A 16,025-nucleotide genomic window follows, 5' to 3' on the forward strand; every position below is an offset into this window, starting at 1 on the left:
TTTTTTCTTACCGGCTTGTCAGATTTTTCATCGACGGGATCAAGCGTTTTGCTCCGATGCCTGACGCCCGTCGAGCGGATCACCTGATCCTGTTAAACCCCGAGTTGACTCCCCACTGCTCGGGGTTTTTTTTGAGCGCAATTTGTCAGCGTGGGCGCTTTGGCGGACTTGCTTGTCCATTCACGTAGTCGTCAGGGTGGCCGGGCTCCTGCCACTGAGCTTCAGCCTCACGCAACGCGTCCGGCTCCAACGTGGCTAATGCCCGGTTAATCCGGCCCAACGCTTCGTGGCCCGCAGGGGTGTCGGAGCACCCGATATAAATCGGCTGATACGTGGGCGCGCCCAAAATCCGGTAGAACAGCAGTGTTTCAAACGGCAAGCCTTGCTGCCGGGCCTTGGACTGAATCTCGGGCCAATACCCCAAAACACCTTCCAGCCGGCCGGCATGCTGCATTTGCAACAGGCTGCCCAAGGCATCATTGCCATGGTGAACAAACAGCTGGCGGTCCTCGCTATGCGCCAGCTGCTCATCGATCCACATGCCATAACTGCGTTTGGCCACCACCCCCAGCCGGACGCCTTGTGCATTGAGCATGCGCTTAAGGTCCACCGACTGATCCGTGACATAAGGCGCGATCTTCGGCTCATCGCTTTGGCGGATCACCAGCCCGTTGCTGTGTAAGCCCATGACCGGCGCCGAGTAGGCAATCGATTGTGCGCGTGAGGGATTCCACACCAGCGCCGGGTCGCACGTCAGCGTCGGGTCCTGCAGCATTTGCATGGCACGGGCCCGATTGACTTTGACCACCACATGTTCGTATTCGGGCAGGCTGGCGATCAGTAAGGGCATGAGCTGATCAATCACCCCCTGACCTTTTTGCGGGCCCTCAAAGACGGTTAGCGGCGGTAAATCGCGCATCAGCCATGTGAGTTTTTCGGCCCCGGAACTCATGCACGCCCAGCCCAGCATCGCCCAAGGAATGAATTGAGCCCAACGGCTTGGCCGCCATGAGCGAATCGTCATGGTGCGGTGTTCCTTCTACAGCGTTTGAAAAGGGGCCGAGCCCCTCTGCTAAATGGCACCGTCGTGTTTCAGTGCCGCAATGGCCGAGGCGTCGTAGCCCAACGCGCCCAGCACTTCATCGTTATGGGCGCCCAGCTCGGGGCCCACCCACTCGGCCGACCCAGGGGTCTCGGAGAGCTTGGGCACAATGCCCGGCATTTTAAAGTCGTTGCCGTCGGGCAATTTGGCACTCAGGAACATCTCCCGCGCCAGAAACTGCGGGTCGCTGAACATGTCTTGCGCCGAGAAAATACGACTGGCCGGCACCTGCGCGGTATTCAGTTGCTCAAGCACCGTGTCCAGCGGCAGCGAGGCCACCCAGCGATCAATCACGCCATACAGTTCATCGCGTCGTGCGTCACGCCCGTCATTGCTGGCCAGCTGCGGGTCGTTTGCCAAGTCGTCACGGCCAATCAGCTGCATGAACCGTTTGAAAATCGCATCGCCGTTGGCGCCAATCTGGACGTGCTTGCCGTCCAGGCTGGTATGGATCGAAGAGGGGGTAATGCCCGGCATGATATTGCCCGTGCGTTCGCGAATAAAACCGAACACATCGAACTCCGGGACCATGCTTTCCATCATCGCGAAAATGGCTTCATACAACGCCACATCCACCACTTGGCCCTGGCCGTCATTCACCTCGCGGTGCCTCAAGGCCATCAATGCACCGATCACGCCCCACAGCGCGGCAATCGAGTCGCCAATGGAAATGCCGGTGCGCACGGGCGGGCGGTCTTCGAAACCGGTGATGTAACGCAGCCCGCCCATCGATTCACCCACGGCCCCGAAGCCCGGCTGATCCTTCATCGGCCCGGTCTGGCCAAAGCCCGACAGGCGGACCATGACCAGTTTGGGGTTCAAGGCATGCAACACGTCCCACCCCAGCCCGAGCTTTTCGAGCACACCGGGGCGAAAGTTCTCGATCAGGATGTCCGCGTCGGCCAACAACGCCTTGAGCACCTGAAGGCCATCGGGGTGCTTGAGGTTCAGCGTCAGGGATTTCTTGTTACGCGCCTGCACGAACCACCACAGCGACGTGCCCTCATACAGCTTGCGCCATTTGCGCAGCGGATCGCCCCCGTCCGGGGATTCAACCTTGATCACCTGAGCCCCGAATTCGGCGCAAATACGCGAAGCAAACGGCCCGGCGATCAGCGTTCCGAGTTCGACGACCTTAAGGCCCGAAAGGGGTTTGGCAGCGAGGGGCATGAGTAATCCTTGTCCGGGAGCGTGCGAGTACAGCCTTTTAACATAGGAGCGGGCGCGCAAGAAGCTGCAGAGTTCGTTGATCCTTGGCGTATCGGGTAGACTTGCCGCCTTTCTCCGTATCAAGAAGCCCGTTCATGGCCCAGCCGTCCACGACTTACAAGTTTGAACTCAACCTCACCGACCTTGATCGCGGTGTGTATGAGAGCGTAAAACAGACCATCGCCCGTCACCCTTCGGAAACCGAAGAGCGCATGACCGTGCGTTTGCTGGCGTATGCCTTCTGGTACAACGAGCAACTGTCCTTTGGACGCGGCCTGTCTGATGTAGACGAACCGGCGCTGTGGGAAAAAAGCCTGGATGACCGTGTTTTGCACTGGATCGAAGTCGGCCAGCCGGACGCAGAGCGCCTGACCTGGTGTTCGCGCCGCACCGAACGCACCAGCTTGCTGGCCTACGGCAGCCTGCGCGTCTGGGAAGGCAAAGTGATTCCGGCGATCAAAAACCTGAAAAACGTCAACGTGGCGGCCGTGCCGCAAGAGGTCCTCGAAACCTTGGCCAAAGACATGCCACGGGTGATCAAGTGGGACGTGATGATCAGCGAAGGCACGATCTTCGTGACCGATGACCGCGGCCAGCACGAAGTGCAATTGCAGTGGTTGACCGGCGAACGCGGTTAATCCTCGGCCTGCTTCAATCTTTCCACCTTCAGACTCAGAGACACATCCCCCGCTTATGCGCATCGAACCTCGTCCATTGCCTGAAATCCTGCCTTTTCTGGGCGAAATGCCGACGTTGCTGACACGGTTGTACGCCGCCCGTGGCGTGCAATCACAGGCTGAACTGGACAAGCGCCTGGCGCGGTTGATCCCGTACCAGCAGCTCAAAGGTATCGAGGCCGCTGTGGATTTGCTGGTGCAGGCGCTGGACCAGCGTCAGCGCATCCTGATCGTCGGTGACTTCGACGCCGATGGCGCGACGGCCAGCACCGTCGGCATGCTGGGCCTGCGGTTACTGGGGGCGGCGCATGTCGATTACCTGGTGCCCAACCGTTTTGAGTACGGCTACGGCCTGACCCCGGAAATCGTCGAAGTCGCCCTGACCCGCGAGCCGCAGTTGCTCATCACGGTCGACAACGGCATCTCCAGCGTCGAAGGGGTCGCCGCGGCGAAAAAGGCCGGGCTCAAGGTGTTGGTCACCGACCACCACTTGCCGGGCACAGAACTGCCCGCCGCCGATGCCATCGTCAACCCCAACCAGCCGGGCTGCGCGTTTCCCAGCAAGGCCTTGGCCGGGGTGGGGGTGATTTTCTATGTGCTGATCGCGCTGCGTGCGCGTTTGAACAGCCTGGGCCGATACGAACACAGCCAGGCGCCCAACATCGCTGAACTGCTGGATCTGGTGGCCTTGGGCAGTGTGGCGGACGTGGTGCCGCTGGACGCCAACAACCGGATTCTGGTGCATCAGGGCCTGGAACGGATTCGCGCCGGTCGCGCCCGGCCGGGGCTCAAGGCCATTCTGGAAGTGGCCAAGCGCGATCATACGCGCATCACCTCGACCGACCTTGGCTTCATCCTCGGCCCGCGGCTCAATGCGGCGGGGCGTCTGGACGACATGAGTCTGGGCATCGAATGCCTGCTCACCGACGACGCCAACGCCGCGCGCGCCATGGCCGCCCAACTGGACGAGATGAACCAGGACCGCAAATCCATCGAGCAAGGCATGCAGCGCGAAGCACTGGCCCAGCTCAAGGAACTCCCGGTCGACTCGATGCCGTTCGGGTTGTGCCTGTTCGACCCGGACTGGCACCAAGGGGTCATCGGGATTTTGGCCTCGCGCCTCAAAGAGCGTTATTTCCGGCCCACCTTTGCGTTTGCCGATGCGGGCGACGGCCTGCTCAAAGGGTCGGGGCGCTCCGTGCCGGGCTTTCACATCCGCGACGCACTGAGCGTGGTCGCAGCGCAACACCCCGACCTGATCGCCAAATACGGCGGCCACGCCATGGCCGCCGGGCTGACCTTGCCGGTGGCGAACTTTGAGCAGTTCAGCCAGGCGTTCGATGCTGAAGTGCGGCGTCAACTGCGTGAAGAAGACCTCACCGGGCGCCTGCTGTCCGATGGCAGCCTGACTGTCGAAGAGTTCCACCTTGAGCTGGCGCGTGCCTTGCGCAACGCCGGCCCCTGGGGGCAACACTTCCCCGAGCCGCTGTTTCATGGGGTATTTGAGCTGGTGGAACAACGGATCGTCGGTGAACGGCACCTCAAAGTGGTGCTCAAAACCCAATGCGGCAGCGTCAAACTCGACGGCATTGCGTTCGGCATCGACCGCGACGTGTGGCCCAACCCGACCATCCGCTGGGTTGAACTGGCCTACAAGCTCGACCTCAACGAGTTCCGGGGCAACGAAACCGTGCAACTGATGATCGCCCACATCGAACCGCGCTGACCCGCCAGCGGATTTGAACCCCACCTCTTTCAGTGTTGTCGACTAATCTCTGGTAAGCGCTTGGTCGGCACACCGACGTCAAGCCGTCTGGCGTTTGCCCACTGACATGAGAGGTGACCCATGAGCCTGCTGCTCGAACCCTATACCCTGCGCCAACTGACCTTCTTGAACCGCATCGCGGTCTCGCCCATGTGCCAGTACTCCAGTGTCGACGGGTTAGCCAACGACTGGCATTTGGTCCACTTGGGCAGCCGCGCCGTGGGCGGCGCCGGGCTGATCTTCACCGAAGCCACCGCCGTCACCGCTGACGGTCGCATCACCGCACAAGACCTTGGGCTGTGGAACGACCAACAGATCGAACCGCTGCAACGCATCACCCGTTTCATACGCGCTCAGGGCGCCGTCGCCGGTATTCAACTGGCCCACGCCGGGCGCAAGGCCAGTACCTGGCGTCCGTGGTTGGGCAAACAAGGCAGCGTCAGAGTAGAAGAGGGCGGCTGGGTGCCGGTCGGGCCATCGCCCATTGCCTTCGACCCGCGCCACACCGTGCCCACGCAACTGGACGAACGCCAGATCCAGGACGTCATCCAGGCCTTTGCCGACGCCGCCAAACGCGCGCTCGAAGCCGGGTTTTCGGTGGTTGAAGTGCATGCGGCACACGGCTACCTGCTGCATCAATTCCTCTCGCCATTGAGCAACCAGCGCCGCGACCAATACGGCGGTTCGTTCGAAAACCGCATTCGGCTGGTGCTGCAAGTGACCGAAGCGGTGCGCGAAGTCTGGCCGCAAGAACTGCCCCTGTTCGTGCGGGTATCGGCCACCGACTGGGTAGAAGACGGCTGGAACCCCGACGAAACCGTCGAATTGGCGCGCCGCCTCAAAGCGTTGGGCGTCGACCTGATCGACGTGTCCTCGGGAGGCACCTCGGCCAATGCTGAAATCCCCGTCGGGCCGGGGTATCAGACGCGTTTTGCAGAAAGCATCCGCAAGGCATCGGGCATCGCCACCGGCACGGTCGGCATGATTACCGAACCGGCCCAGGCCGAGCACATCCTGCGCACCGGCCAGGCCGACCTGATCCTGCTGGCCCGCGAACTGCTGCGCGACCCTTACTGGCCCCTGCATGCCGATGACGACCTGGGCGGCAAACAGGCGACCTGGCCTGCGCAATACCAGCGCGCCACGCATCGCGATCAACCCATCCACGAATCCGACCTGCGCGAATGACCCCGCCCCGGCGTATTCCGCGTGTTTGCGGCGTGCGCCGGGCCACCTTCAGGTTCAATTAAGGTGGGTTTGGCAAGCTCGGTGCAACATCTGGAAGCAAACGAACTGACTGCGTTGCGTGGCCGCGAACTACTCTGTCGGCCTGCTGACTTCCCCCAACCCTGTTGCTAGAGGCTGTGTATGAATACGCGTGGATTGCTCGATCAGTTACTCAAGTCTGGCCAAGAGTTGTTGCAAAACAAAACCGGTGCTGCAAAACCCGGTGCGGGTGCTGACAAAGGCGCACTCGGTGGCTTGCTCAGTGGTTCGGGCGGGTTAGGCAGCCTGCTCTCGGGCGCGGGGGGCGGGGCACTGGCCGCTGGCGCCATGGGCCTGCTGCTGGGCAACAAAAGCGCACGCAAAATTGGCGGCAAAGCCATCACCTACGGCGGTTTGGCGGCGCTGGGCGTTCTGGCCTACAAAGCCTACGGCAACTGGCAGGCCAGCCAGGGCACCGCGCCGCAAACCGAACCGCAAACCATCGACCGCATTGCGCCTGTGCAAGTGGAACAGCACAGCCAGGCCATCCTCAAGGCGCTGGTCGCGGCGGCCAAAGCCGATGGCCACATCGACCACCGTGAGCGGCAATTGATCGAAGGCGAGTTCCACAAAATCAGTGGCGACTCGGGTCTGCAGGACTGGTTAAAAGCCGAGCTGAACAAACCGCTGGACCCGGCCGAAGTGGCACGAGCGGCAAGCACCCCGGAAATGGCGGCCGAAATGTACATCGCCAGCGTGATGCTGGTGGATGAAGAACACTTTATGGAACGTGCCTACCTGGACGAACTGGCCAAACAGCTCAAGCTGGAGCCGGGGCTCAAGGCCGAACTTGAGCGTCAGGTTCACCAGGCGGCCTAGCCGCCGTGTGCTGCACGGGCGTGACGTCGCACTACGATTTGTACGCACGCAATTGCGGGAGGTTTCGTACAGGTTTGCTGAGTGATGAGGCTGTTCGGTCACGCCTATAGTTTGCGCTCGCCCCTCGGGGCGACCGGGTTTGGCGACCTGAACAGGATTTTGGAAGCGTAATGGTTGTTGTATCTGGCGAAGCGTGTATTTTGCATCGCCATCCTTTATGGCTGCTGTGCGCGGGAGATCTTCGGGTCTGCCGGGTTTTCCTAGATTCTGCCGGTTCGCCAACCCGCGTACAGCAGCCACCTTTGATTTCGTTTGGCGACGGGAAGTGGGTGGCCTAATCGCAAGATCTAGGAGTTGTCTCAATGATTAAGTCCCCGTATATCCCGCTAACCGCTAACCGCTAACCGCTAACCGCTAACCGCTAACCGCTAACCGCTAACCGCTAACCGCTAACCGCTAACCGCTATCGACTGCACCATCCCCGCCTTGCTGATTGACCGAAACGCCCCGCTTGATGTGTTGCATGCCAATGCCACGGCCCGTGTGCTGGCGGTTACCCAATTGATGGAAACCTTTTCCAGCCGCGAGGTGCAGGAGGCAGATGCCGTTGACCTCAAGCATCTGGCAGCCACCGCAGCCGTGTTGCTGCGTGATGGATGTGATCTGCTCAATGTGTTGGGGTGGCGATTGCAGCCGAGTGGAGTCTTTGCAGACGGCGTTTTTAAACGCCATCTCCCCGGCCGTTTTGCGGCTACCACTCAAAACCTGAAAACACCCCAAAGGCCCTTTGCTGCTGCCACTCAAATGTGAGAACGCCGCAGAAGCCCCCTTGCTGCTGCCACTCAAACGTGTGAGCACCACAGAAGGTCTGTTACTGCTGCTACTCAACCTTGAGAACACCGCAGAAGGCCTTTTACTGAGGCCACTCAACCCTGAGAACACCCCGCAAAGGCCCCTCACAGAAGGCCGAGCGCAGGGGGTATGACGGGGGTGACGAGGCAGGATGCCGAGACAGCCGTGCTGGGCCATGGATGGCCCGTCACGGCGTGCCCCCGTCATATCGCCGGAGCGAGGGCACCGTCGAGCCTAGGCGAGGCGGCCGTATGGCAGGGCAAGGCCTTTTTGGTTCCTTTTGTGGCTGTTTGACAAAAGGGACTCGCTGTAAGAGCGAAACCTATCGTTCAGTTAGACGCTGATAACGGATATGTACGCTCTGTTCCTGTTGAAACCACGGTGTACATATCCGTTTGATGTGTGAGGGCCTTCTACGGGTTCCGCCCTTACGGCGGCTCACTTTTGGCAAACAGCCCCAAAAGTAAGCAAAAGGTCCTTGCCCTGCCATACGGCCGTCTCGCTCTGGCTCGACGGTGCCTTCACTCCGGCACTGTTGCGGGGGCACGCCGTGACGGGCCATCCATGGCCCAGCACGGCTGGCTCGGCTCCTGCCGACCCACCCCCGCAACAGCACCTGCGTTCAGCCTGCTGTGAGGGGCCTTTGCGGTGTGCCTGCAATCGCGTGGCAGCAGGGAGACTTTTCAAGATCAAGATCAAGATCAAGATCAAGATCAAGTTCACGAGCACGATCAAGATCCCTTAGGTGCTTCGCTCATCCGTTCGGGATGTAACCCTGTGTACGTTTTTTTAACTGATCCATGTGAGATCGGTCTCAAACCCCGTACGAATCCTCCCTTACCCTCGGCTATACTCCCCCTCATTTCAACGGCACCCCGAGGATCGACTGTGAAGAACTGGACGTTACGCCAACGCATCTTGGCGAGCCTTGCCGTAATCATTGCCATCATGCTGTTGATGATCGTCGCGGCGTATTCACGCTTGGTCAAAATCGAAACCAGCGAAGACAAAGTCCGCACCGACTCGATCCCGGGCCTGTACCACAGCTCCATGATCCGCAGCGCGTGGGTCGACAGTTACGTGCAAACCCTGCACCTGATGAATGAAGGCGAGGGCCGTCCCCTGAGCAAGGACGAACAAGCGCTCTACACCTCTTACGAAACCCGCCTGGCCAACGAACTCGCCGGCTATCGCGCCACCATCAGCGGTGACGGGGATGAGACGTTGTATGAAGAGTTTGTCGCGCTGCATAAAAAATACGACCAGTCGCTGAATACGGTTCTCGCGCTGTTTGAAAAGAACGACATGCCCCAGGCCCGCACGGTGTTGAACGCGCAATTGACCCCCGACTGGAGCGCCGGTCGGGTGCAGCTCAATAAGGTGATTCAGGACAACCAGAACGCCGCGATCCGGGCCAGTAACAACATCTCCGATGCGGTGCTGACGGCTAAGGCCAGTATGTTGATTTCGCTGGCCATTGCGGTGCTGGCGGCGGGGCTGTTGGGCTTTTTGTTGCTGCGCTCGATCATGTCGCCAATGCAGCGCATTGTCTCGATCCTTGAGGTCATGCGCTCCGGGGATTTGAGCAAGCGGCTGAACCTTGAGCGTAAAGATGAGTTCGGGGCCGTCGAAACTGGCTTCAACGACATGATGGCCGAGCTGACGGCGCTGGTGTCGCAGGCGCAGCGTTCTTCGGTGCAGGTCACCACCTCGGTGACCGAGATTGCCGCCACGTCCAAGCAGCAACAGGCCACCGCTACCGAAACCGCCGCCACCACCACGGAAATCGGCGCCACGTCCCGCGAAATCGCGGCCACGTCTCGGGATCTGGTGCGCACCATGACGGAGGTCACGTCGGCCGCCGATCAGGCGTCGATTCTGGCCGGTTCCGGCCAACAAGGGCTGGCGCGCATGGAAGACACCATGCACTCGGTCATGGGCGCCGCCGATCTGGTGAACGCCAAGTTGGCGATTCTCAATGAGAAGGCCGGCAATATTAATCAGGTGGTAGTGACCATTGTGAAGGTGGCCGATCAGACCAACCTGCTGTCGCTCAACGCCGCGATTGAGGCCGAGAAGGCCGGTGAATACGGGCGCGGGTTTGCCGTGGTCGCCACCGAGGTTCGTCGTTTGGCGGATCAGACGGCCGTGGCCACGTATGACATCGAGCAGATGGTGCGCGAGATTCAGTCGGCGGTGTCGGCCGGTGTGATGGGCATGGACAAGTTCTCCGAAGAGGTGCGCCGTGGTATGTCCGAGGTGCAGCAGGTGGGCGAGCAGTTGTCGCAGATCATCCATCAGGTGCAGGCGCTGGCGCCGCGGGTGTTGATGGTCAACGAAGGCATGCAGGCCCAGGCCACCGGCGCTGAGCAGATTAACCACGCGTTGGTGCAATTGGGGGATGCCAGTAGCCAGACCGTTGAGTCCCTGCGTCAGGCCAGCTTTGCCATCGATGAATTGAGTCAGGTGGCGGTCGGGCTGCGCAGCGGCGTTTCGCGTTTTAAAGTCTGATGAGCGTGCCTCTCGCGCCGCGCGAAGCCGTCAAGGCGTCGAAGCAATGCCTGTTTCTGGTGTTTTTTATCGGCACCGAACGCTATGCCCTGCAAGCGGTGGACGTGGTGGAAGTGTTGCCGCGTTTGCCGCTCAAGCCCATTGCCCATGCACCGGCGTGGGTGGCCGGGGTGTTTGCTCATCGCGGGCAGATGGTGCCGGTGATTGATGTCAGTGCCATGACCTTCGGCCAGAGCGCCGTGGCCCGCACCAGCACGCGTTTGGTGTTGGTGCGCCATCACGGTCACTTGCTGGGCCTGGTGCTGGAGCAGGCCAGTGAAACCCTGCGTTGTGAGACGGCGGATTTTCAGCCATACGGGCTGGATAACCGCGAGGCGCCGTATTTGGGGCCGGTGCGTAAAGACAAGGATGGCCTGTTGCAGTGGATTCGTGTGGATGACCTGTTGACGCCTGCCGTGCGCGGGTTGTTGTTCCCTGAACAGCACGTTGACCTGACCCGGCAGGCCCGCCCATGAGTGCCGATCAACGGTTTTTCGATTTTCTGAAACGGCGCATCGGGCTGGATGTGGCGTCGGTGGGCCCGGCGATTATTGAGCGGGCGGTGCGTCAGCGCTGCACCGCGCTGAACATGCAGGATCACGATGAGTATTGGCAGCGGCTCAATGCCTCGGCCGACGAGCAGCAGGCGCTGATCGAGTCGGTGATCGTGCCCGAGACCTGGTTTTTCCGTTACCCCGAATCATTTGCCACGCTGGGTCGCCTGGCCCGCGAGCGGCTGGCCGCGCAAACGGCCCCGCGGGTGTTGCGTCTGTTGAGCCTGCCGTGTTCGACCGGCGAAGAGCCGTATTCGATAGCGATGGCGATGTTTGACGCCGGGTTTGCCGCGCACCAGTTCAGGGTCGAGGCGCTGGATATCAGCCCGCTTTCGATTCAGCGCGCCCAGCGTGCGGTGTATGGCAAGAATTCGTTTCGCGGCCAGGACATCGGTTTTCGCGAGCGGCATTTCACCCTCGAAGCCGACGGGTATCACGTGTCGGCGCGGGTGCGTGAGCAGATCGAGTTTAAGGTCGGCAATGTGCTGGACCCGGCCCTGACGGCGAGTCAGCCGCCTTATGATTTTGTGTTTTGCCGCAACTTGTTGATTTATTTCGACCTCAAAACCCAACAGCAGGCGCTCGACGCCCTCAAGCGTATGACGCGCCTTGACGGGGTGCTGTTCATCGGCCCGGCTGAGGGCAGTTTGCTCAACGGGCTGGGCATGCGTTCGATCAACGCCCCGCAATCCTTCGCCTTTTGTCACAGCCATGAACCGCCCGCCGTGTTGCCGAGGCCGGTTGAGCGTACAGCGCCGGTCAAACCCTTGCCGCTGCCGATGGCGCCGGTCAGTCGCCCGTTTGCGGCGCGCCCTCACACACCGCCCCCGCCGCCGGCTCAGGTCGCGCGTGTGCCCGACGAGGCGCCGCGCGGGGTGCTGGAGACCATTGCGCAGTTGGCCAATGAAGGCAAAAGCCGTGAAGCCCGCGCCTTGTGCGAACAGGCGTTGCAGCAGCATGGGCCGCAGGCTCAGGTGTTTTATTGGCTGGGCCTGCTCAGCGATGTCGAAGGCCAGACCGCACAGGCCCAAGGCTTTTATCGCAAGGCGTTGTACCTGCAACCCCAACATGCCGAGGCGCTGGCGCATCTGGCGGCACTGCTGGCCTCGCAGGGCGATGTGGCAGGCGCTCAGCGTTTGCAGGCCCGGGCTGCGCGCAATGAGCGGGCCCTTCACAGTGAGCGCAAATCATGAACGGTCTGTCCGCCCAGAGTTTGATCCACACCGAAGCCCAGACGATTGATGATTGCTGGAACCGCATTGGCGTGTACGGCGATAAATCCTGCCCGCTGCTGCCAGCACACATTCATTGCCGTAATTGTTCGGTGTATGCGGCGGCGGCCACGCGTTTGCTCGATCGCTATGCCTTTGTGCAGGACGAGCAGGACTTTGCTGCGCCGCAGGATCTTGAGCACGCCCACGCGACCCGTTCGCTGGTGGTGTTTCGCATGGGCGGCGAATGGCTGGCCCTGGCGACCCGTTGCCTGGATGAAGTTGCGCCTTTGCAGTCGATTCACTCGCTGCCGCACCAACGCTCCCGGGCCCTGATGGGCGTGGCCAATGTGCGCGGCGCGCTGGTGCCCTGCCTGTCGCTGGTCGAGCTGCTGGGGCTGGACCCGACGGTGAGTGTCACGCCCGCGCAGCGGGTGATGCCGCGCATGCTGATTGTGGCCGCGCCCGGTGGGCCGGTGGTGGTGCCGGTGGACGAGGTCGATGGCATTCACAACATTGAAGAGCGTGTGCTCAATACCGCGTCGTTGTCGGGTGAACACACCAGCGCCGTTTTCACCCGGGGTGTCTTGCACTGGAAAACCCGCAGCCTGCGCTGGCTGGATGAAGAGCAGTTGCTCGGCGCGATTACCCGGAGCCTCACATGACCCCCGAGCAAATGCGCGACGCCTCGTTGCTGGAGTTGTTCAGTCTGGAGGCCGAAGCCCAGACCCAAGTGCTCAATGCCGGTTTGCTGGCGCTGGAGCGTAACCCGACCCAGGCCGATCAGTTGGAAGCCTGCATGCGCGCGGCCCACTCGCTCAAGGGCGCGGCGAGGATTGTCGGGGTCGAGGCCGGGGTCAGCGTTTCCCATGTCATGGAAGATTGCCTGGTCAGCGCGCAGGAAGGGCGCTTGTACCTGCAACCCGAGCACATTGATGCCTTGTTGCAGGGCACTGATTTGCTGATGCGCATTGCGACGCCGGGCAATACGGTCACCTCGGCCGACATCGAGGCCTACGTGGCCTTGATGAACCGGCTGGTCGAGCCTTCTGCCCCGACGGCACGGGTGGCGCCACCGCCGTTTGATGTGTCGCAACTGCTGCTTGCGCCTGAGCCCGTGGTGCCTGAGGCGCCTGCGCCGGTCGAGCTGGCGCCGTTGCCCGAGCCGGCGGCAGAACCGGCGCGTCGCCCGCAACGCCTGACTGAAGGGGGTGAGCGGGTGTTGCGCGTCACCGCCGAGCGCCTTAACAGTCTGCTGGACTTGTCGAGCAAGTCGCTGGTGGAAACCCAGCGGCTCAAGCCTTACCTCGCCACGATGCAGCGCCTCAAACGCATGCAAAACACCAGTTTGCGGGCGTTGGACCATTTGGGCGATCAGCTCAAGATGCTGACGCTCACCCCTGAGGCCGAAGAGGCGCTGGCCGAGGCGCGGCGTTTATTGGCCGAGTCGCAGCACGTGCTCAGTGAGCAGACCGCTCAACTGGACGAGTTTGGCTGGCAGACCAGCCAGCGTGCGCAGTTGCTGTATGACACGGCGCTGGCGTGCCGCATGCGTCCGTTCGCGGATGTGCTGGCCGGGCAAGAGCGCATGGTGCGTGATCTGGGGCGCAGCCTGGGCAAACAGATCCGTCTGGAAATTGAAGGCGAGAAAACCCAGGTGGACCGCGACGTGCTGGAAAAGCTCGAAGCGCCCCTGATGCACCTGTTGCGTAACGCGGTGGACCACGGCATTGAACCCCCTGAGCAGCGTTTGCGCGCTGGCAAGCCGGCCGAAGGGGAGATTCGCTTGCGCGCCTCGCATCAGGCCGGGCTGCTGGTGGTGGAGTTGAGCGATGACGGCGGCGGCGTCGACCTTGAGCGTTTGCGCCGCTCCATCGTGCAGCGCCAACTGTCCACCGAGGCCACGGCCGCGCAGTTGAGTGAAGAAGAACTGCTGACGTTTTTGTTCCTGCCGGGCTTCAGCCTGCGCGACACCGTGACCGAGGTGTCCGGGCGCGGTGTCGGGCTGGATGCGGTGCAGCACATGGTGCGCCTGCTGCGTGGCTCGATTGTGCTGGAGCAGGTCAGCGGGCAGGGCAGTCGTTTCCATCTGGAAGTCCCGCTCACCCTGTCGGTGGTGCGCAGCCTGGTGGTGGAAGTCGGCGGCGAAGCCTATGCCTTTCCGCTGGCGCACATCGAACGCATGCGCGATCTGGCGCCTGACGACATCGTGCAGGTCGAAGGCCGCCAGCACTTCTGGCACGAAGGGCAGCACGTGGGCCTGGTGGCCGCCAGCCAGTTGCTGCAACGTCCGCCCGGCCAGAACGATGACGACACCCTCAAGGTGGTGGTCATTCGTGAGCGCGAGGCGGTCTACGGCGTGGCGGTTGAGCGGTTTATCGGGGAGCGCACTTTAGTGGTATTGCCTCTGGACCCGCGCTTGGGCAAGGTGCAGGACATTTCGGCCGGGGCGCTGCTCGATGATGGCTCGCCGGTGCTGATTGTGGACGTCGAAGACATGCTGCGTTCGGTCGACAAGCTGCTTAACACCGGGCGTCTGGAGCGCATCGACCGGCGTAACCGGCACACCGCCGAGGTGGCGCGTAAACGTATTCTGGTGGTCGACGACTCGCTCACCGTGCGCGAGCTGCAACGCAAGTTGTTGCTCAATCGCGGTTATGAGGTGGCGGTCGCGGTGGACGGCATGGATGGCTGGAACGCGCTGCGCGCCGAGCATTTCGATTTGCTGATTACCGATATCGACATGCCGCGCATGGACGGCATCGAACTGGTCACCCTGTTGCGGCGCGACAACCGGCTGCAATCGATGCCGGTGATGGTGGTGTCCTATAAAGACCGTGAAGAAGACCGTCGGCGCGGCCTGGATGCAGGGGCCGACTATTATTTAGCGAAAGCCAGTTTCCATGACGATGCGCTGCTTGATGCAGTGGTTGAGCTCATTGGAGGAGCCCAGACATGAGAATTGCCATCGTCAACGACATGCCCCTGGCGGTAGAGGCCTTGCGCCGGGCGTTGGCATTCGAGCCCAAGCATCAGTTGGTGTGGGTGGCGGGGAACGGCGAAGAAGCCGTGCGCCTGTGCGCCGAGGACACGCCGGACCTGATCTTGATGGACCTCATCATGCCGGTCATGGATGGCGTGGAGGCCACGCGCCGGATCATGGCGGAAAGCCCGTGTGCGATTGTGATCGTCACGGTCGACCGTCAGCAAAATGTGCACCGCGTGTTCGAAGCCATGGGCTTTGGCGCGCTGGACGTGGTCGATACGCCCGCTTTGGGCGCGGGCGATGCCAAGGAAGCAGCAGCGCCGTTGTTGCGCAAGATCATGAACATTGGCTGGTTGATGGGCCAGCAGCCCCCGAAACGGGTGCATCCCGTCGAGAACCTGCCGCGCAAATCCCTGGAACAGCGCAGGTTAGTGGCCATCGGCTCGTCGGCGGGCGGCCCCGCGGCGCTGGAAACCCTGCTCAAAGGCCTGCCGCGCTCGTTTCAGGCGGCCATTGTGCTGGTGCAGCACGTGGACCAGGTGTTCGCCGCCGGGATGGCCGAATGGCTGAGCAGCTCGTGCGGGGTGAATGTCCGGCTGGCCCGTGATGGCGAAACGCCCCAGGCCGGTACGGTCCTGTTGGCCGGGACCAATCATCACATTCGGTTGTTAAAAAACGGCACGCTGGCTTACACCGCCGAGCCGGTGAACGAAATTTATCGGCCCTCGATTGATGTGTTTTTCGAGAGTGTGGCCCGGTACTGGGACGGTGAGGCCGTGGGCGTATTGTTGACCGGCATGGGTCGCGATGGCGCGCAGGGGCTCAAACTCATGCGCCAGCAGGGGTTTCTGACCATCGCCCAAGACCAGCACAGCAGTTCGGTATACGGCATGCCCAAAGCGGCAGCGGCAATTGATGCGGCTGTTGAAATTCGACCCTTGGACACGATTGCGCCACGCTTGCTGGAGATCTTTCATACATGAATGACACAACCCGGCAGGACTGGCTTGAAGGTGGTAATTCAGGTGAACGCG

The 16,025-nt window shown here is 61.7% G+C and carries 12 protein-coding genes and 1 pseudogene; 11 read left to right on the forward strand and 2 right to left on the reverse strand.

What is annotated here, in order from left to right; genetic code table 11:
* Positions 1-145: 145 nt before the first annotated feature.
* Positions 146-1,024, reverse strand: coding sequence for a TIGR02285 family protein (locus TU74_RS11825; protein ID WP_082149871.1), 879 nt, complete (start codon positions 1,022-1,024; stop codon positions 146-148).
* Positions 1,025-1,072: 48 nt separating this feature from the next.
* Complete coding sequence (locus TU74_RS11830) at positions 1,073-2,272, reverse strand: CaiB/BaiF CoA transferase family protein (RefSeq protein WP_048376616.1); 1,200 nt, start codon at positions 2,270-2,272, stop codon at positions 1,073-1,075.
* Between the two features lie 134 nt (positions 2,273-2,406).
* On the opposite strand from TU74_RS11830, the gene TU74_RS11835 reads away from it, so the two are divergent.
* The 11 genes and pseudogenes from TU74_RS11835 to cheB all read left to right on the forward strand — a co-directional run bounded on the left by TU74_RS11835 (position 2,407) and on the right by cheB (position 15,974).
* On the forward strand, positions 2,407-2,949 hold the full coding sequence (locus tag TU74_RS11835) for a YaeQ family protein (protein WP_047277342.1): 543 nt from the start codon (positions 2,407-2,409) through the stop codon (positions 2,947-2,949).
* A gap of 55 nt (positions 2,950-3,004) precedes the next feature.
* The gene (recJ, locus tag TU74_RS11840) at positions 3,005-4,714 is read left to right on the forward strand and encodes a single-stranded-DNA-specific exonuclease RecJ (protein WP_048376618.1); all 1,710 of its coding nucleotides are present in this window, start codon (positions 3,005-3,007) and stop codon (positions 4,712-4,714) included.
* 120 nt (positions 4,715-4,834) lie between these two features.
* Positions 4,835-5,941: an NADH:flavin oxidoreductase/NADH oxidase gene (locus TU74_RS11845; RefSeq protein WP_047277339.1), complete on the forward strand. Its 1,107-nt coding sequence runs from the start codon at positions 4,835-4,837 to the stop codon at positions 5,939-5,941.
* 180 nt (positions 5,942-6,121) lie between these two features.
* Complete coding sequence (locus TU74_RS11850; RefSeq protein WP_048376620.1) at positions 6,122-6,838, forward strand: tellurite resistance TerB family protein; 717 nt, start codon at positions 6,122-6,124, stop codon at positions 6,836-6,838.
* A 486-nt stretch (positions 6,839-7,324) separates the two neighbouring features.
* A pseudogene (locus TU74_RS11855) lies at positions 7,325-7,534 on the forward strand (short-chain dehydrogenase); the annotation flags it as partial.
* Between the two features lie 1,044 nt (positions 7,535-8,578).
* Positions 8,579-10,201 (forward strand): methyl-accepting chemotaxis protein, encoded by a 1,623-nt coding sequence (locus tag TU74_RS11860; protein ID WP_048376623.1) that lies wholly within the window; start codon positions 8,579-8,581, stop codon positions 10,199-10,201.
* On the forward strand, positions 10,201-10,716 hold the full coding sequence (locus tag TU74_RS11865) for a chemotaxis protein CheW (protein ID WP_048376625.1): 516 nt from the start codon (positions 10,201-10,203) through the stop codon (positions 10,714-10,716). The genes TU74_RS11860 and TU74_RS11865 overlap by 1 nt, the downstream gene beginning before the upstream one ends.
* Positions 10,713-11,987 (forward strand): CheR family methyltransferase, encoded by a 1,275-nt coding sequence (locus tag TU74_RS11870; protein WP_048376627.1) that lies wholly within the window; start codon positions 10,713-10,715, stop codon positions 11,985-11,987. The genes TU74_RS11865 and TU74_RS11870 overlap by 4 nt, the downstream gene beginning before the upstream one ends.
* Positions 11,984-12,670 (forward strand): chemotaxis protein CheW, encoded by a 687-nt coding sequence (locus TU74_RS11875; protein ID WP_048376629.1) that lies wholly within the window; start codon positions 11,984-11,986, stop codon positions 12,668-12,670. Before TU74_RS11870 ends, TU74_RS11875 begins: the two co-directional genes overlap by 4 nt.
* On the forward strand, positions 12,667-14,964 hold the full coding sequence (locus tag TU74_RS11880) for a hybrid sensor histidine kinase/response regulator (RefSeq protein ID WP_048376634.1): 2,298 nt from the start codon (positions 12,667-12,669) through the stop codon (positions 14,962-14,964). Before TU74_RS11875 ends, TU74_RS11880 begins: the two co-directional genes overlap by 4 nt.
* Positions 14,961-15,974 (forward strand): chemotaxis response regulator protein-glutamate methylesterase, encoded by a 1,014-nt coding sequence (gene cheB, locus TU74_RS11885; RefSeq protein WP_048376635.1) that lies wholly within the window; start codon positions 14,961-14,963, stop codon positions 15,972-15,974. The genes TU74_RS11880 and cheB overlap by 4 nt, the downstream gene beginning before the upstream one ends.
* The last annotated feature ends 51 nt before the right edge of the window (positions 15,975-16,025 follow it).

The sequence above is a fragment of the Pseudomonas lundensis genome (assembly GCF_001042985.1).
In the GTDB taxonomy this organism is placed as follows: domain Bacteria; phylum Pseudomonadota; class Gammaproteobacteria; order Pseudomonadales; family Pseudomonadaceae; genus Aquipseudomonas; species Aquipseudomonas lundensis.

What these genes read in the sequence shown, in the direction of transcription:
- TU74_RS11835 (WP_047277342.1), top strand. Translation starts at nt 2,407, where the DNA reads ATGGCCCAGCCGTCCACGACTTACAAGTTTGAACTCAACCTCACCGAC.
- TU74_RS11880 (WP_048376634.1), top strand. Translation starts at nt 12,667, where the DNA reads ATGACCCCCGAGCAAATGCGCGACGCCTCGTTGCTGGAGTTGTTCAGT.
- TU74_RS11870 (WP_048376627.1), top strand. Translation starts at nt 10,713, where the DNA reads ATGAGTGCCGATCAACGGTTTTTCGATTTTCTGAAACGGCGCATCGGG.
- TU74_RS11845 (WP_047277339.1), top strand. Translation starts at nt 4,835, where the DNA reads ATGAGCCTGCTGCTCGAACCCTATACCCTGCGCCAACTGACCTTCTTG.
- TU74_RS11865 (WP_048376625.1), top strand. Translation starts at nt 10,201, where the DNA reads ATGAGCGTGCCTCTCGCGCCGCGCGAAGCCGTCAAGGCGTCGAAGCAA.
- recJ (WP_048376618.1), top strand. Translation starts at nt 3,005, where the DNA reads ATGCGCATCGAACCTCGTCCATTGCCTGAAATCCTGCCTTTTCTGGGC.
- TU74_RS11875 (WP_048376629.1), top strand. Translation starts at nt 11,984, where the DNA reads ATGAACGGTCTGTCCGCCCAGAGTTTGATCCACACCGAAGCCCAGACG.
- TU74_RS11830 (WP_048376616.1), bottom strand. Translation starts at nt 2,272, where the DNA reads ATGCCCCTCGCTGCCAAACCCCTTTCGGGCCTTAAGGTCGTCGAACTC.
- TU74_RS11850 (WP_048376620.1), top strand. Translation starts at nt 6,122, where the DNA reads ATGAATACGCGTGGATTGCTCGATCAGTTACTCAAGTCTGGCCAAGAG.
- cheB (WP_048376635.1), top strand. Translation starts at nt 14,961, where the DNA reads ATGAGAATTGCCATCGTCAACGACATGCCCCTGGCGGTAGAGGCCTTG.
- TU74_RS11825 (WP_082149871.1), bottom strand. Translation starts at nt 1,024, where the DNA reads ATGACGATTCGCTCATGGCGGCCAAGCCGTTGGGCTCAATTCATTCCT.